Raw genomic sequence first — 25,443 nt, forward strand, 5'->3', positions numbered from 1 at the left:
CTACTTTCTAAAGTTGTATTGATTAAATGCGTTATAATATTGCTGTCTAGCTTCTTTAGGAACATTTGCAGCATCAAACATCTTCTCAGTAAGTTCTTGTATTTCTCTAGGTGATACTTCTTTCCAATTTACTTTACCGCCAACTTTTTTCCCTGTTTTTTCGTACAACCATTCTCTATAAACTTTCTTGGTAGCATTGTGTTGCTCTTTTGTTAAAGCTACTGTTGGCGTATTACTACCTCTACTCACATAATTCGGAACATTATGTTTAGCCCATACATCCATTACACCATGATGATTCTCTAAAGGGCTGTTACTTGGTCTATAATCAACGACATCAAAAGGTTTTACTTCCTTATCTGTCCCTTTAGCAAAACTCATTAATTGATTTTTTAAGTTTTCTCCATCCACTACATTGTATGGCACGTCCCCTACAGTAGCAAGGTCGTATTTAGGGTTGTAAGGCAGCAAATCTGGAATCTTGACGTCCTTAATTTTCTTACCTGCTTGACTAGCTTTATTTATTACCTTGCCTGCTGCATCAGCTTTGTTAATGGCTCCTGCACCTTTGGTTCCAAAAACAGCTACAGCCACTGAACCAACAGCGTAGGTTACCCACCTTGATCTAGAATAGGCATCCCCATTCACCATATCTTTTTGATATGACTCTTCTATTGCTGCTGAAATAGCGTCATATGTTTTCACTGGATGAATAACTGCATTTCCCAGTGCTGATAGTGTTTCTCCTGGATCGGTGATGAAGTCCCATATGCCGGTTACAGTGTCTTTTCCTACATCATATAAGCCTACTCCTACACCTTTTACGATATCCCAAGTGATTTCTCCTGCTCCTTCTAGCTGCTTCGCTTGTTCAACTTGCACTGCAAGCTGTACTTGAGCTGGCACCAGATTCTCGTACCCTACTTTCTTAGCAATCTCTAAATATTCATCAGGGTCAGATACACCATCATTAAGTTTTTTCTTTAATTCTTTAATTTCACGTTCTTTAGCTTCTTCTTGCTTCACGTTTAAATAAGATTCAGAATGCTTCTCAATATCGCCTTTTTTCTTATGTATGTCACTTTCTCTGTACGCTTTAGCGTTATAGTGAATCGGAGTGGCGTTCTTCCCTTTGCCTGTAGATTCCTGCAGCTTTTTAAAATCTTGCTGAATGAATTGTTCGTTAGGCTCTGTTTCAGCATATTCTGTTTTCAAATTCTCATCAAGCTTGTTTAGCTTATCAATTGTTTTTTCACGTTTGTCATCTGCAGAAGAAAGTTTGTCTTTGAAGTCTTCTGTTGAGAATATTTCAAGTGGAAGGATGTCATTGATGTCATTCAGAATGTCTTGCATTGCTTTTTTCTGTTCAGACATAATGGATTTTGATTTTGTGTATGCATTTACAAGTTCATGTTCTAAAAAAGATTCTTCTATGTAAGCATCAGACATCTTGGCATCTTCAAGTTTTGCAGAAACGCTGCTTAAGAAAGCAATCTTCATATCAATAAGATCAATCCATTGATCTGTAACACCGACATGATCATGATAAAACGCTTTAATGTTGTCTGCACCCTTACCGGAAAACTCGCTATCATCTAGGTCAGCTACGTCCTTAAACGCTTTTCTGAGCTTCACCATTTGTGATCGTAGTTCCTTGTACTCTTTGGTTCTTTTGTCCGCTTCAGAGAGCAATGAATCAGCTTCAAATACCTTCATTTCATTCTCCTTTCAAGCCTACTCTATGTAAATTTTACTACAATTATTTGCTTGAATAACAGAAAAAGACAACCAGAACTGACTGTCTTATACATCGTGCGATCGTGTTCTATAATAATTTTCAGCGGTATAGTAGCGCCATTCCCAAAAAGTTGCCCCATTGGATTCTATATACCGATCTAAAAATATCTCAAAATTTAAATTTAATGGTGTATACTCTCCTATTGCTAATATAAACAGATAGTTGGGATCCCCTTTATCCAATTTATCTTTGTCGATCATCAAATGGCACCCTTCTAATAAGTGACCAATTGGGATACCATTGATACCCTCAAACAAAGCCTCATATTTTAATTCTTCTTCAATCTCTTCAAGGCTAAATAAATAAAGTCCTCCACCTATATTCTCCCCATCAGAAAGAATTTCAAAAATTTTCGCGCCGTTATGTAGTGTCAAGAACTTCTGATAATCCTTTGGAAGGGTAAGCTGGTGTTTAGCCTCAAAGCTTTGAATGTCATTCAGGGTTGCTTTGTCCGGTGAAAAAGTAACAAGGAACTCCATGATATCCCCTTCAGAACAAAACAATTTAATCGCTCCTTTTTCATCTAAGAGACTTTTCAAACCATTTACAGTCTTATGAACAAAGTTAGTCACATACATCCCCCCTTTATTTCCTTTTAACAATAACCTTTCAAATTCCAAAAGATGTGAACAGATCGTGATAGGCGCTCTTTTCAATGAATATAATGCAATAAATTCTAAAAAGAGGTGCCTCCAAAAATTGAATTCTCTAATGAATGATGACATGGTAAAGATCATTAGAAATGGCCTTAGCGCATCCCAGCATCCAAAGCATATTCTTGTTGTAGGAGCTGGATTGTCCGGGCTTGTATCAGCATCTTTGCTGAAAAATGCCGGTCACAGAGTAACGATTCTCGAAGCGAGCGGCAGAGCGGGCGGCCGTGTCTGCACTTTGAGAGCTCCCTTTAGTGATGATTTGTATTTTAACGCTGGCCCGATGCGCATACCGAATAACCATTCGTTAACCTTAGAATATATAAAAAAATTCAAATTGCCAACAAATGTATTTATCAATAGAACCCCTATGGACATCATTTATGCAAATGGAATCAAAACACGTCTCCAAGTTTTTGAACGAGCTCCTGGAATATTGAGATACCCAGTTGCACCACATGAACAAGGGAAAACGTCTGAAGAGCTGATGCTTTCTTTACTGCAGCCTATTCTAAATTTTATCAATCAAAATCCAGCGAGAAATTGGCGGATTGTCGAAGAACAATACAAAAATTATTCGTTAAGCTCTTTTTTAAACACGTATTTTTCATATGGCGCGATCGATATGATCGGTGTACTTTTGGATATGGAAACGTATATGGGGATGTCCCTTGTTGAAGTATTGCGGGAATCTATCTTTTTTTCATCGCCCGCTCACTTCTATGAGATAACCGGCGGCATGGATCTGCTGCCTCACGCGTTTCTTCCTCAATTAAAAACAAACATTCTATACCATCAAAAAATGATGAAAATGTCTCAGGATGAAAATCGTGTAACGATCCATTGCCAGCATCAACAAACGGCAGAATTTGCATCGTTTACAGCTGATCTCGCTATTGTAACCATTCCTTTTTCAACATTGCGATTTGTAAAAGTCGAACCATACCATTCTTTCTCGTACTATAAACGGAGGGCCATCCGTGAGCTAAACTATATCAGTGCAACAAAAATCGGCATAGAGTTTAAAAGCCGATTTTGGGAAAAAGCCGGTCAGCGCAGCGGCAAATCTATTACTGATCTTCCGATTCGTTTTTCATATTATCCAAGCAGAAATATTGGAGCAAATGGACATGCTGTCATTCTGGCCAGCTATACATGGGCTGATGAGGCACTGATATGGGACAGTCTTTCAGAAGGAGAGCGAATCCAGTATACTTTACTAAATTTATCTGACATCTATGGTGATATTGTGTGGTCTGAATTTGTGTCTGGCACTTCTTTTAGCTGGAGCCAGTACCCGTATTCTGCGGGAGGTTTTACAGCTTTCGAACCAGGACAAGAATTAGAGCTGTATCCCTATATTCCTGTCCCTGAGGGCAGAGTTCATTTCGCCGGAGAACACGCCTCACTCACTCATGCGTGGATGCAAGGCGCGATTGAATCTGGAATACGTGTTGCTTATGAGGTCAATCGCTTACCTTAGATCATGCTCACCTTCTGTACTAAAAGATTATTACATTTCATATAATAAGATCTTGATTAGACGGACAAATTCAATCACAAAAACAAAGTAATCCTTGCATTCCTTCGCCCTCCATGCTATATTCATATAGCGATGAGCTGAATTGTGTAAGCCGATGTACACGCCTTTATGGCACGCACGAATGTGGCGTGTGGTGCATCGCCTCAATACGCAAAGACGTTTGCCTTAGGCAAACGTCTTTTTTGTGTTATCCGATTTTTGTGCCGTTTGAAACAGGCTGATCCGGCTGCAAAAGGACGACATCGCCCTGGCCGGGTATGCCGCCGAGGACCAAGACTTCCGATTTAAATCCGGCGATCCGGCGGGGCGGAAAGTTCACGACTGCTATGACTTGCTTGTTGACGAGACCTTCCGGCTGGTAACGCTTCGTGATCTGCGCGCTCGATTGTTTTATGCCGATTTCTGTCCCAAAATCTATTACAAGCTTGATTGCCGGTACTCTTGCTTCAGGAAATTCTTCCGCTTTTACAATTGTTCCCGTTCTGATATCCAATTTCTCAAAGTCTTCAATAACTGCCATATCAATAACTCCTTTTTCTCCTATTGTAAAGGAGATATACAATATTCTTTTAACTAAAGAGCCATCATTTTTTATCCGAATATAAGGTGTTTCGATACAGGCGGGGCGGCATTCCTGTGCTTTTCGTGAACCATCTTGTAAAAGAAGAAAGGTTTTGAAAGCCCAGCGCCCCGCTCACGACGGTAAGGGTTTCATTTCTCTCCATCAGCATTCGTTTTGCTTCCTCAAGGCGAAGGTCGGCAATATAGTTCTGCGGGGACTTCCCTGTCTGTTTTTTGAACCAGCTTGAATAGTAAGCTGGGTGATAATGCTCGATTTCTGCCAGCTTCTTAATCGTCAGCCGCTCAAATAAATGGCTGTGAATGTATGCAATTGAGGCATAGCTATGGGATTGAAGCTTTTCTTTTATGTATTGTACTAGCATATGAAGCGAGTTGGCTGTTCCGGCCTTTGCTTCCTCTGTCAGCAAGTACCTGATCGAAGACCAGAAAGGATCGAGTGCAGCTTCAATTCCCGATCCTGCACGATACTCATCAATTTTCATTGCATGAAGCGGAACATCCAGTACAAGACATTCATTTCTTCCGATAGAACGGAAGCGATGCTCGCACTGCGGCGGAATATATAAAAAATGATCCGGATTTAATTTCACCTGGCGCCCCTCAGTCTCAAGATCTATACTCCCTTCAAGCGGAAAAAGAAATTGGCTGTACGCGTGCTTATGTGAATGATATAGGCGTGTGTATGTCCGTTTTTCGCAAATCATCTCTTGAAGCGAATCCATCAGCAACCCCCTTCCTTTGGTCATCTTTTAATCCGGTAATGGTGTTCCGATATAGGCGAAAATCCGATTTTTTCATATAAAGAAACTGCCGCCAGATTTTCTTTCATCACTTGTAAAAACATGCGTTCCGCTCCGTTGTTTTTTGCCCATTCAGTCAACACCCTGATCACTTGGGTTCCTGCCCCTTTTCCTCTGTGCTCCTCAGCTACAACGATATTACTAAGTCCGCCATAACCATCAATGACAGAAACCGTGCCAAGCGCTGTCAGGCTTTCTTTGTCATACATCTTGAAAAAAGTTTTACACGGCGGCATGCGTTCGAAAATGTGTTTGTAACCTTTGTGACGCTCGGGCGAAAACCCTTCTAATTGAATAAATTCATCTATCCAAACAGATGATGGCTCTTGTTCCCACTTGTATGTAAATCGGCTGTTGTCATTTGTTCGGCTCATAATCGACCGGCACAACGCTGTCATCTGGAAGCACTCGTCTACCTTTTCATAACAGCTGTCTGCCAATGCGCCATCAAGCCCTTTCGGTGATGCGTTGCTAATATGAAAACAAACAGGTAAGCCTAAACTTTGATAAAAAAGTTCGGCTTCTAGCTGAAAATTCCCTTCAGGCATATCCGCAGAAGTCCATACGCTATTTGCCCTTTTGGTTACGCCAAAATTCGCTCTGAGAAGCCATTGCCCTATGCTTTTTTGAAAATAAGCCGGCCATGAAGCTGCCGCTAACCGTTCAATCTTGTGAATGTCATCCATTGCATAATGCCTCTCCCCTATGTATACTCCCTTGATATTATACAATATTCAGAAATATAAGACATCCATTTATTTGTTTACATAATATCTTTATTGTTCATTAATAATCCTGACAAAAATGTCCTAATTGAAAAAGACAGGCTTTCTAAAATGTCCTCCTCACGTTCAAATGCTTCTTTTGCGATTAAAGCAGTAAAGCCATGCAGCAGGCTTCTTAGCCCCCTTGTCGCATGAATGGCAGTCTTTTCACTTGCATAGCCGTTTTCAATGAGCAGCTTCGTCACAAGACAGACAATTTGGTCAGAGACGATTTCCGTCCGTTTGTCCTGAACCTTAAGCAGAGCCGCTTCATAATATCCGGGATTTTCAATTGCAAAATCAATATATGCATGTGCTAAAGAAAGCATAGCGGAATCTCCCTTTCGTTCGGTTACGGAGTCCGCCATTTGATCAAAAAGCTTTGTCAGTCCTCTGACAGCAAGTTCTGCTCTGATCGCTTGCAACCCGTTGATATGGTTATACAATGACGGGGGGCGCACATTCATTTTTTTAGAAAGTGCCGCAAGTGAGACACCGTTTACCCCTTCCTGATCGGCAATCTCCGCTGCAGCGTCTACAATCATTTTTTGGGTCAAACCTATTCTCGGTGACATTGCTCATCATCCTTTCTTTGCTTTTTGGATCGCCTGTCTCATCCGCTCTGAAGGTGATCGCAGGAATTTTCCATGTCCGACAGCGAGACAGGAAGGCGCCTTATCGGCGAGCAATTGTGCGCTTTTGATGGCCTCCTCCTTATTCCATGTAGCGAAAGCGGGAAAAGGAAACGTCCATTTTATCTGGCCTGAAACAGCGATTCCTCCGCGCAACTGAAACGCATCTCCTGCTATTAAAGTGCCGTTTCTTGTATCAAGAAATGACATGCTGCCCGGTGTATGGCCCGGTGTTGGAATGGCAAGCAGGGAACCAATTGTTTCACCGCCCGTCAGCAGTTGGTGAGGCTTTGTTTGTATGTGTTTCGGAATACCTCCTTTTATAGGCGTCTGCGGCTCATCCTGACGCAAGGATGTGTCACCTTGAAGCAAGAATGAATCCCGTTCCGAGATCATGACCTTTGCATGCGGAAATGTTTGTGCCAATGTATCCAGTGATCCGACATGGTCCCCATGTGCATGAGTCAGTAAAATATGCTGAAGCGGTTTTCCAAGCTGATTCACAGCTTGAATAATCCCTTTATAGCTGCCTGGCAGTGCGGCATCAATAAGGGTGACTTCATTTTCTTCCTCTACTAAATAGCAATTAACCGGAAACAATGCTGGAAAAAAAGTCAGCTGCCAAACCGTTTGGTACTGAGTAATTCTCATCCTTTTATTCCTCCTAACAAAAAACTAATGGTGTTAGTTTTATTATTAACTAACACCATTAGTTTTTCAAGAGTTTATTATTTTTTTATCGCTACATAAATGTTAACTTGTGCTCGCTGTGGCACTGCGGCACTTTGATCATACATCTCAAAATCACCTGTAAACGTGCGCAGATGCCGCTTATCCCAAGTCCAAATTTCCTTCCACGTTTCAAGCACAATCTCTTCAATAGGGCCGATTCTGGAAGTGAAAACGGCGTAAGCGGAAGCCGGCAAATCAATGTTTTCATATGGTCCCGGAAGAATGTCGTCGTATTCCTGAAACGTTCCGACTGAAAACGTATAAAACCCATTCGTCTCTTGTTCATAATTCGAATACAAGGCAATAATGCTCTTGTCTTTTTCAGCCTGTGATAAAAGAGCGCTCATATCCTGCTTCCAGAATTGATCCCACAGTGCCGGAATCCTCCTTTCTTCCGTCATTTCCAGTGCGTTGCTTGTCCGTTGTGACAGTCCGGCAAATCGTTTCCGGTCTAAGTGTGTTATATGTGAAAAGCCCATACGATCTCCTCCTTTTTTTAAGATTATAGACAAAGAAACCTGACAGCAGTGTGTCAGGTTTCATATATTTTTCGCATGTGATGAATGGTTTCTTTTACTTTATCCCGTATATGAAGAGGCTGCAGAACCTCAATATCCTTTCCGAACTGGAGCAAAAAACCGATCAGCCATTGATCTTCTGGAAGTGAAATCACTGCCCGGCAGATTTCATCTTCCTCACAACAGTGAAGGACATCATATCCGAACCATTCACCTATACGCTGACGTGCTGCCGGCTGAACAAGAATAACCAGTTCAGTTAAACGGCCCTTCTGGTACCAATTCTTATCCCATGGCAAAGTATCCAGCTGAATGTCTTTTCTGATAAAGGTTTGATGTAAGATGGCCAGATCTTTCATCCGGTTCAGTTTAAAAAAGCGAAAATCATTTCTCACCAAGCAATAAGCGTATAAATACCAGTGCCCCGCCTTGCAAACCAATGTATAAGGTTCAGTTTCACGAAGAAGTGTTTCCCCGCTTGCGCTTGTATATGTAAAAGATATCGTTGACAATCGATCGATGGCAGTGCTGATTTTCTCACGAAACGCCTTTTCATCCTCGGTATGGCCCCATGCCGTCATGTCAATAAACCATTTTTCTGTTTGGTGCTTAAATGCTTGAGCAGAGTGCTCCGGTATAAGGTGTTTGATTTTTTGATAGGCTGTGCTGTGAGTAACGGGTTCATACATAGATGAAACGCTCTGCAACGCGGAAGCAATCGCAAACAACTCCTCCTCGTTCAGCCACTCTCTTTCAAGCCGGTACGTTTCCATAATGCCAATTCCGCCCCCGGAACCCTGTGAGGTCACAATCGGAATACCAGCCCTATTGATCGTCTCAATATCACGGTAAATTGTTCTGACAGATACTTCAAACAGCTCAGCAAGCTCTGCAGCCTGCACTTGTTTTTTGCTGATCAATAACACAACCATCGCTAACAAACGTTCCAGTTTCATTCTGCGCACCTTTTCTTCTTGTATTTTCCAACAAAACAATCATAACATTTTGATAAAGCTTGGGCATATCTATTATGCGGCGGAATACACCTCGCATATGCTATGAAAACAGGGGGTTCCCCTTCTTTTTTGTGTTCAGTATTTATTTCAGCTACTATTTCCAACCGGATAAGCATACACTTCTCAACGGAGGGGATTTCACATCATGCATCTTACACTTCAGAGCGTTTATCCTGCCATGATCATTATCTTTTTTCTGTATAAAAAAATTAAAAGGTCCATCGGATACCAGCCGCTGAAGCCCCGCTGGCTGTTCACCCGTATCATTCTTTTCTCGCTGTTTGCTTTTGGCCTTTCAATCTTCAGCGCCATTCACCCTTTTTTATATGGATATCTCATTTTGGGCATTCTTGGCGGATGGCTCCTTGTCTTTTTCGCTAAGAAAAACATCTCCTTTGAAAAACGCAGAGGAAAGATCTATTTTCGGACTCATATTTGGGTAGAAATGATTCTCTTAACCTTATTCCTGTCAAGATTTCTATATCGAGTGACAGAGCTTTATCTTACCTCGCCTGATCTAAACAGCCTTGGATCTTACAGTCAGTCAATCGGAACGGACCCTCTGACAATAGGCGTCTTTTTTCTGATAGCCGTTTATTATATCGGTTTTTCTTCTTTTGTCATCAAGCTCAGCAGAAACGAACTCGAACAGCACGGACACAATAAAGAAAAAGACATCCTTGCCCGCTAGCAGCGAGTTAAGCAAGGATGTCTTTTTCAATCATGCTGTGTATGATGGATCATTTGCTGAAGAACATCTAAAACATGTTCATCCTCCGGAGAGTAATAAATCGATGTTCCTTCTCTGCGCGATTTGACAAGCCGGAGATTTTTTAAAAATCTAAGCTGGTGGGACACGGTGGATTGCAGTAAATTCAGCTTTTCTGCAATTCCGTTTACTGCATGCTCACCCTGGGACAATAAATGGAGAATTCTGATTCGGGTAGGATCAGAAAGCGCTTTGAATGTTTGCGCGACTAGAAACAGCGTCTCCTCGTCCAGATCAGCAGCCGATTGTTCCGTTTCTCTAAATTCAGTCATATGTATCACCTTTCTTTATTCATAGTTTTATCTTATAACAAATGCGCTTGAGTGCAAACCAGCCTGCTTGTATTCCATTTCAATCTCATAGTTTAAATTTATGTTTCAAATCAGGTTTTTACTTGGTCTGATATACCGTCTTATGTCATAATAAAAAAGGTCATACTGCTCCAAACATTGAGGGTGAAACACAGTGAAGAAAAAGAGAAAAGGCTGTTTCGCTGCTGCGGGTTTTATGATGATTTTTGTCTTTGTCATCGCCTCTTTTTTATTGGTCCTGCTTTTTTTCAACCGGGATTTAATCAAAAAACTTCCGATCGATACGAAAACGATTGTTTTGGAACGTTTAACCGATTACAAACCCTTGGTGGAAGAAGAGCTTGAAAGCCAAGGACTCTCTAATTATACATCACTCATATTAGGCATGATGTATCAGGAGTCAAAAGGAAAAGGCAATGATCCCATGCAGTCCTCTGAATCTCTGGGGTTAAAACGCAATGAGATAACAGACCCTCAACTCAGTGTTAAACAAGGCATCAAGCAATTTACCCTCATGTACAAGACCGGTAAGGAAAAAGGCGTGGATTTGGATACCATTATTCAAAGCTACAACATGGGGGCAGGTTACATTGATTTTGTAGCTGAACATGGAGGAACGCATACTGAGGAATTGGCAAAACAATACTCCGAGCAGCAAGTCAAAAAAAATCCTGATCTGTATACTTGCGGGGGAAATGCGAAAAATTTCCGCTATCCGTATTGCTACGGTGATTATACGTATGCAGAAAAAGTAAAAGAAAAAACAAAAACTGTTGAAGAATCTTTGCAGGTTGCAACACTTGAAACCATGGAATCCAAGGCTCATGAATAAGAGTCTATCAATTTACTGACAAAAGCCCAAAAATGAATTTGGGCTTTTGCCATGTTTACACGTAAAAAAAGCCATACTGAGTATGGCTTTTAATAATACGGTGAAATCATCAAATATACAATAACGCCTGTAAGGCTTACATACAGCCATAGAGGCATTGTCCATCTCGCAATTTTTTTGTGGCGCTCTACCTGCATGCTGAAGCCTCTGATCAGCGTAAACAGCGCAAGCGGCACAATAATTGCAGAAAGGCAGATATGTGTAATTAAAATAAAGAAATAAATCGGGCGCATAATACCTTCTCCGCCATAGAGCGTGTTTTCCGCAATCGAGTGGTACGTCACATAGCAAATCAAAAATAGTAATGTTGTTGTGAACGCAGCCAAAATAAAGCGTTTGTGAGCTTTGATATTTTTCTGTTTAATCATAATCAGCGCGGCCAATAAGAAGATAAACGTAAAGCTGTTGAATATCGCATTCAGCATTGGCAAAATGTGAATATTCGCATGGCTGAACTGATCTAATTTAGGCATAAAAAACAGCACTGCGATTAAACCGTTAATCAGAACTGTCAGCGTAAGGACAATCCCCGTGTAATTTTTCGGTTTATTTTCTGTTTGGTTCATTTGGTGACCTCTCCTAATTTGTACTGGCTATCCAAATCGTATGCAAATTCAAAGAAGATGTCAACGGTTTCGATTGCTTCGTCAGAAATTAGACACACTTCAAAGGCCGGAGGCTATTAGCCCCGGCCTGTTAGGTTTACGCCTCTTTTATCAAATGTTCAATGACCTTATGTTCATTTTCATTCAGCAGGTTCTTTTGAATTTTCGAATGAATGGGTTTATTCATATGCTGATCCAAGATATCGGCCGTTTCTTTATCCCCGGCAATAACCATTCGTTCCCATCTTTTCGCGGCAGCTTTTTGATCAAGGCTGGCAGCCAGCCGCTTATACAGTCTCGATTGGTTCTCTGTTACATGTTCCCTCATCCGGTTCTCTTCAAATGGTGGCGCTTTGTCTACAGCGGAATGGCTATTCTTCCAAGACTCATTGATCATATCATACTCATAACGCTCCACCGCCTCAATTTTTCCTAAAACAGTTTCAATAATTTTCACTTCATGCTGCTGAGTTAAAATAAACGCCGTACTTGGGTATGCCTGGCGCAAACCCTTTAGCTGATCCAGGACAGCTGTTTCTTCCCAGTAAAATCTTGTATCTACAGGGACTTGAAGCTTAATAGGTTCCCATATGCCGCTGTCGGAAACAAAAAACACGAGACTGCGGGGCATGTCTTTTCCCATTGCATTCAAGTATTGATTCATTTTAGCCCTGATTCCATCCAGACACTTTTCCTCCTCTGGATCACTAGCTGCCAAATACTCTTTTAATCGGCTGAATCCTGACTTTAGGGCAATCTTCCATTCTCCCCCCTGCTGCTCTGGATTTCTCATGTCTGTATTGAGATACAGAGAGAGAATTTTATCCGGCGGTTCCAATTTGACATACTGTAATTTGTTAATCAATGAATCAATCGCCATTCCGATTCCTCCTTTTTCACAGGTTAGTTTTCTTTTTCCTCTCTTAAAAACGATCAAACCTGACTTTGCGCTAATTTCTAGTAATAATGGAATTGTTGTTTACAATACGCCTCTCTTCTAATACAATTGGTAACTGTGTTTCTAAGCTGATTTTTGAAAGGAGTTTGATCTTGTTTACTATTAAAGAAAAAAAATCGTCAAGAGCTTGAAGAGGAATTAAATGATTTAGAATTTCAAATTTATCGCATGCAGGAGAATATGAAGGATTTATCTAAAGATGCCAAAGTGCTTGGTATTGATCAATCGAACACTGAAGAATGGATGATTGTTTCCTCGATTGATGATGGCCAAACATGCAAAATTATGCTAACTGATTGTAAAACGGCTTACCGAGGAAAAGGCTGTTTTTCACTTGTAGCGTCTTACAAGGACGATGCCATTCATATAGGCGATATAAAAGGCCCTCCGAATCACGGGTTTGGTTCCATTTGCATGAAATATTTAAAAGATATTGCAAGAGACCACAATATACCGAAAGTCACCGGAGACATCGCCAAACGGGATTGGAATCATGTAGACCGGCTGATTCACTTTTATGAAAAACATCAATTCAAAGTATGTATCGATCATGATACCCAATCCGGCAGCATTAAGTGGGTTGATTTGTAAAAAAGTCTGGAAGAAAGAGCCAAGATATGCTGTAATGGTATAAAAACATTGATGGAGGGTTCTATGTACGCCTCAAAACTGAAAATGGGAGACGAAATCCGGATCGTGTCTCCCGCGACCAGCATGTCTATATTATCAAATGAAGCAAAAATCCAAGCAAAAACGGCGTTAGAACGCTTAGGTTATCGGGTAACCATCGCTGAACACGCAAATGAATGTAACGAATTTGATTCATCCTCTATCGAGTCAAGAGTCCAAGATCTGCACGCTGCCTTTTTTGATCCAGGCGTCAAAGCGATTTTAACGACACTCGGAGGGTTTAATTCAAATCAGCTGCTGCGTTATCTTGATTACGAGAAAATCAAACGACATCCAAAAATTCTGTGCGGCTATTCCGATATAACCGCTCTTTGCAACGCTATTTATCAAAAAACGGGTCTTGTTACGTATTCAGGTCCCCACTTCTCAACATTTGCAATGAAAAAAGGACTCGATTATACAGAGGAGTATTTTCTTTCTTGCTGCGCTTCGGACGACCCGTTTGAAATTCTTCCTTCAAGTGAGTGGAGCGATGACCGCTGGTTTTTGGATCAAGAAAACAGGCGTTTTTATCCTAATAACGGCCCTGTTGTAATCCAAGAAGGTTATGCGGAAGGCACTTTAATTGGCGGAAACTTATGCACGCTTAATTTGCTGCAGGGAACGGAGTATTTTCCTGAAACAGAACATACTATTTTATTGATTGAAGATGATTATATGTCAGACATCCACATGTTTGACCGCGATCTGCAATCACTCATCCACCTCCCCGCTTTTTCACATGTAAAGGCGATTTTGATCGGCAGATTTCAGAAAGCATCAAACGTATCAATGGATCTTGTAAAAGCCATGATCGAAACAAAAAAAGAATTATCCGGCATCCCGATCATCGCAAATATAAATGCCGGACATACCTCGCCAATTGCCACGTTCCCTATAGGAGGAACATGCAGGATTGAAGCTATTTCGAGCACATCACGAATATGGATTGATAAGCATTAATCAGCTTGTAAATTTTTTTACAAGCTTTTTTAGCGCAATCGGTTATGCATGCCGCACGAGACATGACAAATGTCATATAGGAGGCATGATGTGTGCTACTACAAAAGACTTCTCTCATTAGCGTATACTGAACCGAGACACACAATGAGAGGATACTTACTATGACTGAACAAACCATTGCACATAAACAAAAACAGCTGACAAAGCAAGTCGCTGCATTTGCTCAGCCTGAAACAAAAAACAGCCTGATTCAGCTTTTGAACACGTTTATCCCATTCTTCGGCCTGTGGTTTCTTGCTTATCTCAGCCTCGATGTCTCCTATCTTCTTACGTTAGCATTAACGGTGATTGCCGCAGGTTTTCTAACAAGAATTTTTATCATCTTCCATGACTGCTGCCATCAATCTTTTTTCAAACAAAAACGCTATAACCACATTCTCGGTTTTCTGACAGGTGTCCTGACTTTATTCCCGTATCTTCAATGGCAGCACAGCCATTCGATTCATCATGCAACTAGCAGCAATCTGGATAAACGCGGAACAGGAGACATCTGGATGTTAACAGTAAACGAATATAAAGCTGCATCCAGACGAACAAAGCTTGCATACAGACTTTATAGAAACCCGTTTATCATGTTTATTCTCGGACCGATTTATGTTTTTCTGATCACGAACCGTTTTAACAAAAAAGGCGCAAGACGCAAGGAACGTGTAAACACATACCTTACGAATCTGGCAATTGTCGTGTTGGCTGCCGCTTGCTGTCTGATCTTTGGCTGGCAATCGTTTTTACTGGTGCAAGGCCCGATATTTCTGATTTCAGGTTCAATCGGTGTTTGGCTGTTTTATGTGCAGCATACCTTTGAAGATTCTTATTTTGAAGCGGATGAAAACTGGAGCTACGTTCAGGCTGCTGTTGAAGGCAGTTCATTTTATAAACTCCCGAAACTGCTTCAATGGCTAACAGGCAATATCGGTTACCACCACGTTCATCATTTGAGTCCAAAGGTGCCTAACTATAAGCTTGAAGTTGCTCATGAACATCACGAACCATTAAAAAACGTACCGACAATCACCTTAAAAACAAGCCTGCAATCACTCGCGTTCCGTCTATGGGATGAAGATAACAAACAGTTTGTGTCATTTCGGGCTATAAAACATATACCTGTAAGCCTTCCGCCTGATTCACCAGAAAAACAGAAGCTGCGGAAGAATGCCTGATGATAAAGGAGGTCTTCTAATATACTAGAAGGCTTCCTTTTTATTGTTGGAGGGTGCATTCTGGCTTTCACAATGATAAAGTTACAAGTAAGATGAAAAGCTGAAAATGAGGTAAGATCATGATTAAAAATCATTTTACATTTCAAAAACTAAACGGGATTACGCCCTATATATGGACGATATTTTTCATCCTCCCCTTCTACTTTATATGGAAATCATCATCTACATTTGTTATTATTGTCGGCATCATTTTGACGCTTTTATTTTTTTCGGTATATCGATTTGCTTTTGTCTCAAAAGGCTGGACCATTTATTTGTGGGGATTTTTATTAATTGGCATTTCAACCGCCTCCATTACCCTGTTCAGTTATATTTATTTTGCTTTTTTTATCGCGTATTTTATTGGAAACATTAAGGAACGCGTCCCTTTTCATATTTTATATTATGTCCATTTAATAAGCGCAGCCGTCGCAGCCAATTTCAGTCTCGTATTAAAGAAGGAATTCTTTCTGACACAAATTCCTTTTGTCGTCATTACCCTCATCAGCGCAATTTTATTGCCCTTTAGTATAAGAAGCCGCAAGGAGCGCGAACGGCTTGAAGAAAAGCTCGAGGATGCAAATGAACGGATTGCAGAACTGGTAAAATTAGAAGAGCGTCAGCGAATTGCCCGCGATCTCCATGACACGCTTGGGCAAAAGCTTTCTCTTATCGGGTTAAAAAGCGACTTAGCAAGAAAATTGATATACAAAGATCCCGAACAAGCAGCTCGTGAACTGAAAAGTGTTCAGCAAACAGCGCGAACTTCTTTAAATGAAGTAAGAAAAATCGTTTCCTCTATGAAGGGCATCCGGCTCAAGGATGAATTGATCAACATCAAACAAATTCTCGAAGCAGCTGACATTATGTTTATCTATGAAGAAGAGAAATGGCCCGAAAATATCTCATTGCTGAATGAAAACATTTTGAGCATGTGCTTAAAGGAAGCTGTCACAAATGTCGTCAAACACAGCCAGGCTAAAACTTGCCGAATTGACATTCAGCAGCTCTGGAAGGAAGTTGTGATTACAGTGTCTGACGATGGAACATTCAAAGGAGAAGAAAATTCCTTTTCAAAAGGACATGGCTTACTCGGGATGAGAGAACGGCTTGAGTTTGCAAACGGAAGCCTTCACATCGATACCGAAAACGGAACCAAGCTTACCATGGCAATTCCTAATAATTCAAAATAAACATAAAGGATGGCTTATATGATTAGTATATTTATTGCAGAAGATCAGCAAATGCTGCTGGGCGCTTTAGGATCACTTCTAAACCTCGAAGACGATATGGAAGTCGTAGGAAAAGGTACAACCGGCCAAGATGCTGTTGATTTTGTCAAAAAACGCCAGCCTGATGTATGTATTATGGACATTGAAATGCCCGGAAAAACAGGGCTTGAAGCTGCTGAGGAGCTAAAAGATACAGGCTGCAAAATTATCATCTTAACCACCTTCGCCAGACCCGGTTACTTTCAGAGAGCTATTAAAGCTGGCGTTAAAGGCTATTTGTTAAAAGACAGTCCTAGTGAAGAGCTGGCCAACGCCATCCGTAGCGTCATGAATGGAAAACGCATCTATGCACCTGAGCTGATGGAGGACTTATACAGCGAAGCTAACCCTCTTACAGATAGAGAAAAAGAAGTGCTTGAACTTGTGGCTGACGGTAAAAACACAAAAGAAATCGCTCAGGAACTCAGCATCAAAAGCGGGACGGTGCGGAATTATATCTCAATGATTCTAGAAAAGCTTGAAGTGAAAAATCGAATTGAAGCCATTACCCGGTCAAAGGAAAAAGGCTGGTTTAAATAAAAAAGGATCTTGGCATCTGCCAGGATCCTTTTTTTAACCTGAAATTCCCGTTTGAGAACCTCGCCGCAACCAGAATTAAATTGATCCATATCCTCGCTCCTATACCCGCTGAACGATTGCTTGGTTAACAGCCCAATAAAAGACTTATCCCTGTTAAAATGGTCGGCCATTGCACATCAGCAGAATTTCTTATATTGATTATTTTGTATTTTCAGTATGACAAAGTTGTGCCACTTCGCTCCCGAAGCTGCCATGCCCAACTGCAAGAGCTTAATATCACAATAAAAAACCGTCTGAAATCAATCCGATTCCGTTCCGTAAATGGCATCTGCTACATCCAACTGCTTATTATCTGCCAAAAAAGATACAACACCAGCTCGTTTCGCTGATCAAAGATAGTAACAACCAGCTATAAATGTCATGATGCCGAATGTCTCTGTAATGTGGAACCAATCTTTTAACCCGAGAGCCCCTGAATCGCACATAAAGAGAAAAACGGGACCACTTTCTTTTATCAGCATATGATATAAACAGCTCTAAGCAGAACAAAAAAAGACACAAGCCAAAAGCTCATGTCTTTTATCACAATCTATATTATTAGTTTAAGACTTTAACACTTACAGTTTTGACGCCCCAATTAGAAGCATCACTTTTACTTGGTACAAATACGTCGATTTTATTTCCTTTAATAGCGCCGCCAGTGTCTGCTGCTGTTGCTTCCCCGTAGCCTTCAACATAGACTTTAGAACCTAGCGGAATTACATTAGGATCAACCGCAATAACTTTCGCGTTCGGGTTCTTATTTAAGTCAATGCCTGTAGCTGTAACGCCGGAAATGCCGCCGTCGTTAGCAGTGTAAGCAGTAGCAGTAACTGTTAGTTCTTTTGAAGCTTCTTGATTATTTGTATTTGATTGAACAGCCTCCTCCTCTGTGTTAACAGAAGTTTCTGCCTCAGCCTTTGTTTCTTGTTTAGGTTGCTGTTGTACAGCTTCTTGTTTAGGTTGCTCTTTTTGCACAGCCTCTTGTTTTGGTGCAGCTTGAGGTGCGTTTGTTTGCGCATTCTCAGTAGCTGTGTTTGCTGCTGTTGCCTGACCTTTTACTGAAAGAGTTGATCCAGCATAGATCATGTCAGAGCTTAAGTTATTCCAAACTTTCAGGTTGTTGACTGTCGTGCCGAATTTTTGAGCAATCTTAGAAAGCGTATCTCCCGCTTTAATTGTATATTGCCCAGTCGTGGTTGTTTCTTCTGAAGAAATGGTCAGTTTTTCTCCTGCAATGATATTATCAGAAGTTAACTTGTTCCATTCTTTTAAGTCCTTTAGGTTCACTCCATTTTTCTGAGAGATTCCCCAGAGCGTATCACCCTTTTGCACCGTAATTTCTTTTGCAGAAGCGTGAGCTCCGAATGCAGTTGTTGAAAGTGCAGCAACTGCCACAAAGGACATAATCGTCTTCTTCATAAGTAAATCCTCCCTTGTTAGCTTTTTATTGGCGGCTAACAGGTGATATCGTAACACACGTAAATGTCAAATCAATAACAAAAAGATATGATTTAGATTACAGTTCCTTTACATGAAGGATTTAAGACTTGCTGAACCCTTGATTTAATAGGCTTCGCAGGTCTTTTTATTTTGAGGCGAAACAGAGAAAATAAAATATGTTTTTTATAGAAAAAAAGATTGATTTTCTGTTTTTTTAGTCTGTCATCCTTGCATAAGCTTGTATTTCTTGTAAAAATAGCCGGCCGTATTTTGCTCTTTTTTGTTCTCCGACTCCTTTTATAGACAAAAGTTCATCATCATTTACGGGCTGTTTTCCTGACATTTCTTTTAACGTTTGGTCAGAGAAAACAACAAATGGCGGAACACCCTGCTCAGCCGCAATTTCTTTCCGAACCATGCGCAATCGTTCAAATAGCTCGTCATTTTCAGTAATCGCTGCCGCTTTTAACGCTTCTTTTCTCGCTACTGATAATTCTCCTTTCAGCACATTCCTTCCTTTACTGCTGACAAAAAGAGTCGGAAACGTTCCGTCTGACATCCTGATGAAGTCATCAGAAATAAGAAATTCGATAAAATCACTGATTTCGCCAACGGATTGGTGTTTTAATATCCCGTATGTTGAAAGGTCTGAAAAGCCATTTTCAAGAACTTTTTTATTTTTGGAGCCGGCAAGCACCTGGGCAACCATCGTCTTGCCAAACCGTTCTTTCATACGAATGATACAGGATAAGACCATTTGCGCCTCCCGCGTCACGTCATGGGCCGCTCTTGTATCGGTACAGTTTCCGCACTGTCCGCACGCATCAGGCTCCTTTTCTCCGAAATACATAAGGATAAAACGCTGCAGACAATCTTCCGTATGACAGTAGTCGACCATTTGTCTCAGCTTTTTTAAATCCTGCTTTTGTTTCTCTTCATGTTCTGATTGCTCAATTAAGAAGCGCTGCACCATAATATCCTGCGGTGAAAACAGGAGAACACATTCACTGGCAAGACCGTCCCGTCCAGCTCGTCCTGCCTCTTGATAATAGCTTTCCATATCTTTCGGAATTTGTGCATGCAGAACAAATCTGATATTTGATTTATCAATACCCATTCCAAAAGCAGAGGTTGCCACCATCACTTGAAGCTCATCATTAAGAAACCTTTCCTGCTGCTCTTTTCTCACATCATCAGCCAAACCTCCATGATACCGGCCTGCCCTGACATGGTTTCGTTTCAATTTCTCATATATCCGATCAGCTTCTTTTCTAGTCGCTGTATAGACAATTCCTGCTTCATGCCTGTTGTTTTGCACATATTCGTCTATAAACCGATCTTTATTTTCTCCTTTTACTACTTTAAAGGTTAAATTCTCTCGGGAAAATCCGGTATATACCGTGTTTTCTTTTTGAATATGCAGCTGTTTGCAAATATCATCATGAACCTCGGGTGTGGCTGTTGCTGTTAACGCCATGATGACAGGCTTGTCGTGTAATTCACGGAACAAGATTTCAATATTCCTGTAGCTTGGCCTGAAATCATGGCCCCATTGAGAAATACAATGCGCCTCGTCTATTGCGACCAAAGGAACATCTATGCCCTGCAAAATCCGGATAAACTCTGTGGACGTTAGTCGCTCTGGTGTAATGTAAAAAAGCTTATAAGCCCCTTCTTTGAGTCCGTTCAGCCTCTCATATATTTCCTGATTGGATTGTGTGCTGTTAATGTAGGCGGCGTTAATCCCCGCTTCTTCTAACGCATCAACTTGATCCTTCATCAAGGAAATCAACGGTGATATGACGATCGTCGTCCCTTCAAACATTAATGCCGGAATTTGATAGCAAATCGATTTGCCGCCTCCCGTCGGCATAATGCAGGCCGTATTTTGCCTCGCTTCCGTCACCAAGCGGATCGCTTCATCTTGGCCGCTCCGAAACTTCTCATAACCAAAATAATGAGCCAGAAGGGATTGGGCTCTATGTAACATAACGTGTAAACCTCGCTTTTCCTTGAATTTCTCCCATCATATCATAAAAAAGCGGCCTTCATTTCTTTCACACAAAAATGGAATATTCACTATACCAAACCTTTTTAGATAAAATAAAAAGCCATTTCCGAAAAGGAAATGGCTTTCGCTACGTCTTGCCGTATGCAAGTAAGAAAGTTTTAAACCACCACTCCTCAAAGTGGGTGTTTGCAGAAACGTTCCTGTCGTCCTCTGCAATGGAGGCATGACATTCCGGCTTCGATATAAAACTCCCTATTACAGCTTAAAGGTTAAAACTTAATTAACAATACGCACAAAGTAGCTTCTTTAATATAGTACACCATCAGGCGGTTTTAATCAAGAGGTCAGAACAATTGTTTAGAAAAACTTTTTCCAGTGAATAAAACTGCTTTTTCTCCAAAATACCTGACAATTCGACAAACAAAAAATATATTACAATAAAAAAAACAGCCTTTTTCGCTAAAAGCGAATGATTATTTTCTTCTATATTAATGTGTATATACAAAAAGACTCCTATTTGTAACGATAGGAGTCTTGGCTTTATTAGAATTTTGCAGCAAGATCTTTTGCTTCTTGTAAACCTTTTTCAACGATTTCTTGCGCTTGATCAGGTGCTGCGTTATGTCCTTCGATGACAACTGTGTGCAAGTCTTGAACACCCCAGAAACCAAGAACTGTTTTCATGAAGTTTAATGACATTTCAAGTGCAGCCATTGGTCCTTCTGAGTAGACACCGCCGCGAGCGTTAAGAAGCGCAACTTTTTTGCCGCCCATTAAACCGACTGGTCCTTCTTGTGTGTATTTGAATGTAACGCCTGCGCGAGACAGATAATCAACATAAGTATGAAGCACTGCTGGCACTGTGAAGTTCCAAAGCGGGAATGCAAAAACAACTTTGTCAGCTTTTACAAACTGGTTCAGATATTTGTCAGCAATTGCTGCTTGTTTTTTCTCATCTTCTGTCATTTCCATTCCTTGACCTGCTTTAAATGTTCCGTTAATCATATCTCTGCCAAGGTAAGGAAGGTTTTCCTTATGAAGATCTAATTCAACCACTTCATCATTAGGGTTGTTTTCTTTATAAGCAGCTAAGAAAGCTTCGTAAAGTTTAGTTGAAACGCCTTCTTCAGCTGTACGGTCGCTTGATTTTACAAATAAAACTGTAGACATTTGTATTCCTCCCGGTAAACTTTTTATATTTACTTACAAATAGTATGTTACTTTCTTTTTTACGCAAAGTCAATCACTTTATTTTGAATATGAGATTTTTTTTCAAAAAAAAGCAAGTACATCTAATATCGGTGTACTTGCTTGCCATTTTTACTTCGAATCTTGTTCACGATCTAAGATTTCATACGTCTGCGAGCTTTTTTGATCAATTGTTTCTTTGTTGGATAAGTCTTTTACCTGTTCATGAAACTCTCTTTCATAAGAAGGAGCATCTGTCTCCAGATCATCCTCCACATCAGCTTGGGCCTCAACTGTCATTCTTGCATAAGGAACAGCTTCAAGTCTTTCGTAAGGAATCTCTTGACCGGTTTTTTCACACACGCCATAAGTTCCATCTTTCATCTTTTGTAATGCACGGTTGACCTCCTCTAACAGCTCCCGGTCAATCTCTTTCACTGTTTGGTCTGTCATCCGGTCTGTGACGAGCGTCCCGTGATCTGCCATATGGTTGTCAACCCCATTGGAAAGCTCCCCCACTTCTTCCGTCATTGATTCTGTTTCCTTTTTCTCGCCAGACAATTCTTTTTGCATATCGAGCAATTTATGATAGAGATGCTGTGTTTGTTCTTTTGTCAGTGCCATGTATATCCTCTCCTTTCTATCCTGTTTCCCGTTTTGCCTTCTGTCAAACATGGGAACATCGATGGAAAGATGAGCTACTGCCTTTTTGAACGGATCGTGACCGCTGGCGTCGATGGTGCTTCGGGTTTTCGCTGGCACTTTTTGTTCTTCTCTTCTGGCGGTATATAATAGGTTGCGCCTATATTTAATCTGCCGCTCAGTTCATCAATGGTCAGCTCGCCGAATTCAAGATGATAGTCAATTTTTTCGACATTCAGCGTTTCAATATGTATATAGGTTTCTTCAGATTCCTGTTTGCTGCTTTGTTTCTGTTTCTCAAGCACTGAAAGTCTTTCTTCACATTCACGCAGTTTGTCAAGTTCTGGTTTCAAGCAATGCCTGATCAGCGACCGGAACATTTTTTTCATGACATCACGACCCTTTGCATACTCCTCTTTCGTCTACATATATAATGAGGTATATCCCATAGAAAGGAGAGGTTTTCATGCTTCCGACTAACATCAATATTTCTCATCTCAAGACTAACTCGATAGGCACCGGCTCATCCCTTACCTTTGGTTCTGCGGAGTTAAGGAACAGGTGCTCTGCTATCAAAAGAAATAACGGTTTTGGGGAACAAAATGCAGATGTTATTGTTATGGTCATTCCGATTGAATCAATTGATGACCGTGATGGGGCAGATGCACTCAGTATGAAAATCAATCATCAATAACAATGGTTTTCGCTTGACCTTCGTCTTTTTGAATGGTGATGTATAGGATTCCGTCTTTAAAAATGGCATTCATCTTTCCATGAAGATGGTCGGAAAGCGGAATTTTCTTTTCAAAACTTCCGTATTTCCCTTCTTTTTGGCGAAAGTCCTGTTCATTAAAATAGGAAAAGCGCTGCCCCTTCACCACTAAATAATCTCCGTACGATAATATGTGAACGTCTTGTTTACGGTAGCCTGGAAGATAAATTAAAAACTGCACTTCCGTAACGGTATCTACAATATCCATGCTCGGAAATGAAGCATCTCCTTTCCCTCGCTGATCTTGCTGCGCAAACGGAAACGGAGATTGGCCATTTGTCATAAAAGGGGTTTTTTGGTCTTCATCAAATACCTGTTTCCAAAAGTCACCGCCATACATCTGCTGTGCGAATTCCATCCACTGCTTCATCTTTTCGAAATCCATTTGAAGCCCCCTGTCTTAACATACTTTATAACCGCCAGCATACAACTATAGAAAGGAGGTTTGCCTGTGGTTCAACCAACTCCGTATATCAATATTAATATTTTCATGCTGAAAATTAATTCCTTTGAAAATGCTTCAGCGGTTAACGTAGGACAAAATTTATTGGCAGAATGGCAAAATTCAGATAAAAAAAATCAAGGCTACGGACAGAATTTTGGAGATGCGAGCGGATTTATGGGCACGAGAAGCCATGTGGATGACAGAGACCAAATTGATTCTCCGGCCTCTTTTGAAAGTGAAGCCGTTAACTCCTCAATCAAAAGGAAGTGATGAGATGTTCTTTTCACCCTCCGTCGTGAATGTCGGCGGATTTAAAATCAATACGATGGACCGTGGTTCCTCTTTAACACTCGGTCCGTATCAGCAGGTCGATTACTTTTTATCAGCTAAAATAAATCAAGGGTTTGGGGAAGAAAATGGCGACTTTACTCCTCTTGTCGTACCGATTTCAAATGTATTAGATGCAGATCTTGTTGATTCGAACTCAGCGAAAAACAGTGTGGTGTAATAAGAACAGGGCGCACATGCCCTGTTCTTGTTTTTATATATAAAAAAAGCCTAACCATTTTTTGAACGGCTGGCTCATCAAATATTCAGCTGCACAAATGCTTTGTCAGCACCGCCTGAACCTCGCTTAAATCGGTGTCTTTCGCAAATTCTAATTCGAACGTTTTGCTTCTTGTCATCAATAAAAGCCCAGTGTCCGGATCAAACATTCCCGCTTCTTGGATGGCAAAGCTTTCAATTGTTTTATATGGAAGAAATACACGAACCTTCTTTTTAGAAAACATTTTATTGTCAAAGAAAATGATCCGCTTATTTGTAAAGCAAATTTGGTCCACTCGGAGCTTATAAATCGATTCTATTCTTTCCCCTTCAACGAGCAAAGCCTCAAGCTTCTTTGCATCCGTTGATCTGCTAACAGAAAAAATACCCAATGAAGAACCCCTCTTTCTGCATTTATCTATTTGTTTTATCATTCACTACATAAAAATAAGTCCTTTATCCCTATATAAGAATACGACATAGAAGACATTTAAACCATTACGAACAGATTACATTTTTCAAATTTTTGATTTGTTTTTTGGCTTTTAAGCTGTTGTCATCAAGTAATACGCACATATAGAGAAAAAAGTTTCAATATTCAGCAATGTTTTTATAAAAAAGTGGTTTTTAATGATTTTTTTAATTTTGTTTTATATTTCCTGTTTTAACCACAAAAAAACCGCAGCTGAGCTGCGGTTTTATGTATCGACTGCTTTTAACAAAATCTGTTTGATGCTTCAAGGAAGCATTACATCTCTTCGAAGTATTCTTTATAATAGCCGCCGACTTTATTCGTATTGTCGACCACAAAGAGAAACTCCTCTGTTTCATTTTTTACTTCATATTCTTTTCCCGGCGTTAAAACGCGGTTTACGATATATTTTTTCGCGTTTGTCTGCACACACTTTACTTTTTTAATTGTTTCTTTTTCAAGCCAATTTTTATGAATCATGATGAAATCTCCTTTTCTTATCTATAAGTTTATTGTAGCTTTTTTCTTTTGTAAATTGCAATATCGGTTATTCATTGATTTTGCCTTGATTTCTATTATAGAATGTTTGTATACGCTTACGTTTGAAGCA

The 25,443-nt window shown here is 40.5% G+C and carries 30 protein-coding genes, 1 other RNA gene and 1 pseudogene; 11 read left to right on the top strand and 21 right to left on the bottom strand.

Going from position 1 to position 25,443, the window contains the following annotated elements:
- Together NSQ09_RS16260 and NSQ09_RS16265 are read right to left on the bottom strand one after the other, a co-directional pair.
- Nucleotides 1-1,716, bottom strand: coding sequence for a ribonuclease YeeF family protein (locus NSQ09_RS16260; RefSeq protein WP_341032049.1), 1,716 nt, complete (start codon nt 1,714-1,716; stop codon nt 1-3).
- An 87-nt stretch (nt 1,717-1,803) separates the two neighbouring features.
- Nucleotides 1,804-2,370: an SMI1/KNR4 family protein gene (locus NSQ09_RS16265; RefSeq protein WP_212060154.1), complete on the bottom strand. Its 567-nt coding sequence runs from the start codon at nt 2,368-2,370 to the stop codon at nt 1,804-1,806.
- Between the two features lie 127 nt (nt 2,371-2,497).
- Between NSQ09_RS16265 and NSQ09_RS16270 the strand changes: the two genes are divergently transcribed.
- A complete protein-coding gene (locus NSQ09_RS16270; RefSeq protein WP_341032053.1) occupies nt 2,498-3,934 on the top strand; it encodes a flavin monoamine oxidase family protein in 1,437 nt (478 codons plus the stop codon).
- A 247-nt stretch (nt 3,935-4,181) separates the two neighbouring features.
- Here NSQ09_RS16270 and csaA read toward each other — a convergent pair whose 3' ends face one another.
- The 7 genes from csaA to NSQ09_RS16305 form a co-directional block, all read right to left on the bottom strand.
- A complete protein-coding gene (gene csaA, locus NSQ09_RS16275) occupies nt 4,182-4,514 on the bottom strand; it encodes a chaperone CsaA (RefSeq protein WP_017697558.1) in 333 nt (110 codons plus the stop codon).
- A 64-nt stretch (nt 4,515-4,578) separates the two neighbouring features.
- Nucleotides 4,579-5,304, bottom strand: a complete 726-nt coding sequence (locus NSQ09_RS16280) for an AraC family transcriptional regulator (protein ID WP_341032526.1) — start codon at nt 5,302-5,304, stop codon at nt 4,579-4,581.
- Nucleotides 5,305-5,318: 14 nt separating this feature from the next.
- Entirely contained in the window at nt 5,319-6,062 is a 744-nt protein-coding gene (locus tag NSQ09_RS16285; protein WP_041336305.1) for a GNAT family N-acetyltransferase, read from the bottom strand.
- A gap of 77 nt (nt 6,063-6,139) precedes the next feature.
- A complete protein-coding gene (locus NSQ09_RS16290; protein ID WP_341032056.1) occupies nt 6,140-6,715 on the bottom strand; it encodes a TetR/AcrR family transcriptional regulator in 576 nt (191 codons plus the stop codon).
- A 6-nt stretch (nt 6,716-6,721) separates the two neighbouring features.
- Nucleotides 6,722-7,423: an MBL fold metallo-hydrolase gene (locus NSQ09_RS16295; protein ID WP_086343935.1), complete on the bottom strand. Its 702-nt coding sequence runs from the start codon at nt 7,421-7,423 to the stop codon at nt 6,722-6,724.
- A 77-nt stretch (nt 7,424-7,500) separates the two neighbouring features.
- A complete protein-coding gene (locus NSQ09_RS16300; RefSeq protein WP_014480008.1) occupies nt 7,501-7,983 on the bottom strand; it encodes a GyrI-like domain-containing protein in 483 nt (160 codons plus the stop codon).
- A gap of 53 nt (nt 7,984-8,036) precedes the next feature.
- Nucleotides 8,037-8,978 carry a helix-turn-helix transcriptional regulator gene (locus NSQ09_RS16305; protein WP_144453371.1) on the bottom strand — a complete coding sequence of 314 codons (942 nt, stop codon included), beginning with the start codon at nt 8,976-8,978 and terminating at the stop codon, nt 8,037-8,039.
- Between the two features lie 205 nt (nt 8,979-9,183).
- Here NSQ09_RS16305 and csk22 point away from each other — a divergent pair, with 205 nt between their 5' ends.
- Nucleotides 9,184-9,729 (top strand): mother cell-specific sporulation protein Csk22, encoded by a 546-nt coding sequence (gene csk22 / locus NSQ09_RS16310; RefSeq protein ID WP_095843767.1) that lies wholly within the window; start codon nt 9,184-9,186, stop codon nt 9,727-9,729.
- A 26-nt stretch (nt 9,730-9,755) separates the two neighbouring features.
- Here the strand turns inward: csk22 and czrA are convergent, their stop codons facing one another.
- Nucleotides 9,756-10,079, bottom strand: coding sequence for a Zn(II)-responsive metalloregulatory transcriptional repressor CzrA (gene czrA / locus NSQ09_RS16315; protein WP_003231284.1), 324 nt, complete (start codon nt 10,077-10,079; stop codon nt 9,756-9,758).
- A gap of 193 nt (nt 10,080-10,272) precedes the next feature.
- On the opposite strand from czrA, the gene NSQ09_RS16320 reads away from it, so the two are divergent.
- Nucleotides 10,273-10,950, top strand: a complete 678-nt coding sequence (locus tag NSQ09_RS16320) for a lysozyme family protein (RefSeq protein ID WP_003231283.1) — start codon at nt 10,273-10,275, stop codon at nt 10,948-10,950.
- 89 nt (nt 10,951-11,039) lie between these two features.
- On the opposite strand, the gene NSQ09_RS16325 is transcribed toward NSQ09_RS16320, so the two are convergent.
- Together NSQ09_RS16325 and NSQ09_RS16330 are read right to left on the bottom strand one after the other, a co-directional pair.
- Nucleotides 11,040-11,576 (bottom strand): DUF420 domain-containing protein, encoded by a 537-nt coding sequence (locus tag NSQ09_RS16325; RefSeq protein WP_003231280.1) that lies wholly within the window; start codon nt 11,574-11,576, stop codon nt 11,040-11,042.
- A 136-nt stretch (nt 11,577-11,712) separates the two neighbouring features.
- On the bottom strand, nt 11,713-12,495 hold the full coding sequence (locus tag NSQ09_RS16330; RefSeq protein ID WP_017697172.1) for a VLRF1 family aeRF1-type release factor: 783 nt from the start codon (nt 12,493-12,495) through the stop codon (nt 11,713-11,715).
- Nucleotides 12,496-12,675: 180 nt separating this feature from the next.
- Between NSQ09_RS16330 and NSQ09_RS16335 the strand changes: the two are divergent.
- The 5 genes and pseudogenes from NSQ09_RS16335 to desR all read left to right on the top strand — a co-directional run.
- Nucleotides 12,676-13,164, top strand: a pseudogene (locus NSQ09_RS16335) (hypothetical protein); the annotation flags it as partial.
- A 63-nt stretch (nt 13,165-13,227) separates the two neighbouring features.
- Complete coding sequence (locus tag NSQ09_RS16340) at nt 13,228-14,205, top strand: S66 family peptidase (protein ID WP_041351143.1); 978 nt, start codon at nt 13,228-13,230, stop codon at nt 14,203-14,205.
- A gap of 161 nt (nt 14,206-14,366) precedes the next feature.
- On the top strand, nt 14,367-15,425 hold the full coding sequence (gene desE, locus NSQ09_RS16345; protein WP_041351144.1) for a fatty acid desaturase DesE: 1,059 nt from the start codon (nt 14,367-14,369) through the stop codon (nt 15,423-15,425).
- 119 nt (nt 15,426-15,544) lie between these two features.
- Nucleotides 15,545-16,657 (top strand): two-component sensor histidine kinase DesK, encoded by a 1,113-nt coding sequence (gene desK, locus NSQ09_RS16350; protein WP_121548881.1) that lies wholly within the window; start codon nt 15,545-15,547, stop codon nt 16,655-16,657.
- Between the two features lie 18 nt (nt 16,658-16,675).
- Nucleotides 16,676-17,275 (top strand): two-component system response regulator DesR, encoded by a 600-nt coding sequence (gene desR, locus NSQ09_RS16355; protein ID WP_004399356.1) that lies wholly within the window; start codon nt 16,676-16,678, stop codon nt 17,273-17,275.
- A gap of 597 nt (nt 17,276-17,872) precedes the next feature.
- On the opposite strand, the gene NSQ09_RS16360 is transcribed toward desR, so the two are convergent.
- From NSQ09_RS16360 to NSQ09_RS16385, 6 genes are all read right to left on the bottom strand, one after another.
- A complete protein-coding gene (locus tag NSQ09_RS16360; protein WP_041339842.1) occupies nt 17,873-18,736 on the bottom strand; it encodes a LysM peptidoglycan-binding and 3D domain-containing protein in 864 nt (287 codons plus the stop codon).
- A 235-nt stretch (nt 18,737-18,971) separates the two neighbouring features.
- Nucleotides 18,972-20,747 carry a DNA helicase RecQ gene (gene recQ, locus NSQ09_RS16365; RefSeq protein ID WP_095843770.1) on the bottom strand — a complete coding sequence of 592 codons (1,776 nt, stop codon included), beginning with the start codon at nt 20,745-20,747 and terminating at the stop codon, nt 18,972-18,974.
- A 141-nt stretch (nt 20,748-20,888) separates the two neighbouring features.
- Nucleotides 20,889-21,075: non-coding RNA, 6S RNA (ssrS, locus tag NSQ09_RS16370), on the bottom strand.
- A gap of 236 nt (nt 21,076-21,311) precedes the next feature.
- Nucleotides 21,312-21,938 carry an FMN-dependent NADH-azoreductase AzoJ gene (azoJ, locus tag NSQ09_RS16375; protein ID WP_003231260.1) on the bottom strand — a complete coding sequence of 209 codons (627 nt, stop codon included), beginning with the start codon at nt 21,936-21,938 and terminating at the stop codon, nt 21,312-21,314.
- Nucleotides 21,939-22,088: 150 nt separating this feature from the next.
- Nucleotides 22,089-22,580, bottom strand: a complete 492-nt coding sequence (locus tag NSQ09_RS16380) for a TraR/DksA family transcriptional regulator (protein ID WP_003231259.1) — start codon at nt 22,578-22,580, stop codon at nt 22,089-22,091.
- A 74-nt stretch (nt 22,581-22,654) separates the two neighbouring features.
- Nucleotides 22,655-22,987, bottom strand: a complete 333-nt coding sequence (locus NSQ09_RS16385; RefSeq protein ID WP_024573296.1) for a hypothetical protein — start codon at nt 22,985-22,987, stop codon at nt 22,655-22,657.
- A 77-nt stretch (nt 22,988-23,064) separates the two neighbouring features.
- Between NSQ09_RS16385 and NSQ09_RS16390 the strand changes: the two genes are divergently transcribed.
- The gene (locus NSQ09_RS16390) at nt 23,065-23,292 is read left to right on the top strand and encodes a hypothetical protein (protein ID WP_015383862.1); all 228 of its coding nucleotides are present in this window, start codon (nt 23,065-23,067) and stop codon (nt 23,290-23,292) included.
- Here the strand turns inward: NSQ09_RS16390 and yocM are convergent.
- The gene (yocM, locus tag NSQ09_RS16395; protein WP_042976035.1) at nt 23,279-23,755 is read right to left on the bottom strand and encodes a salt stress-responsive protein YocM; all 477 of its coding nucleotides are present in this window, start codon (nt 23,753-23,755) and stop codon (nt 23,279-23,281) included. The genes NSQ09_RS16390 and yocM overlap by 14 nt on opposite strands.
- A 66-nt stretch (nt 23,756-23,821) precedes the next feature.
- Here yocM and NSQ09_RS16400 point away from each other — a divergent pair, with 66 nt between their 5' ends.
- Complete coding sequence (locus NSQ09_RS16400) at nt 23,822-24,085, top strand: hypothetical protein (RefSeq protein ID WP_004399338.1); 264 nt, start codon at nt 23,822-23,824, stop codon at nt 24,083-24,085.
- A 4-nt stretch (nt 24,086-24,089) separates the two neighbouring features.
- The gene (locus NSQ09_RS16405) at nt 24,090-24,323 is read left to right on the top strand and encodes a hypothetical protein (protein ID WP_003231251.1); all 234 of its coding nucleotides are present in this window, start codon (nt 24,090-24,092) and stop codon (nt 24,321-24,323) included.
- A gap of 85 nt (nt 24,324-24,408) precedes the next feature.
- Here NSQ09_RS16405 and NSQ09_RS16410 read toward each other — a convergent pair whose 3' ends face one another.
- A complete protein-coding gene (locus NSQ09_RS16410) occupies nt 24,409-24,753 on the bottom strand; it encodes a PH domain-containing protein (RefSeq protein WP_003220141.1) in 345 nt (114 codons plus the stop codon).
- Between the two features lie 356 nt (nt 24,754-25,109).
- Nucleotides 25,110-25,313: a DUF6501 family protein gene (locus tag NSQ09_RS16415; RefSeq protein WP_003231245.1), complete on the bottom strand. Its 204-nt coding sequence runs from the start codon at nt 25,311-25,313 to the stop codon at nt 25,110-25,112.
- Nucleotides 25,314-25,443: the final 130 nt, after the last annotated feature.

The organism is Bacillus sp. FSL W8-1202 (genome assembly GCF_038006165.1).
GTDB classification, from domain to species: Bacteria; Bacillota; Bacilli; order Bacillales; family Bacillaceae; genus Bacillus; species Bacillus subtilis.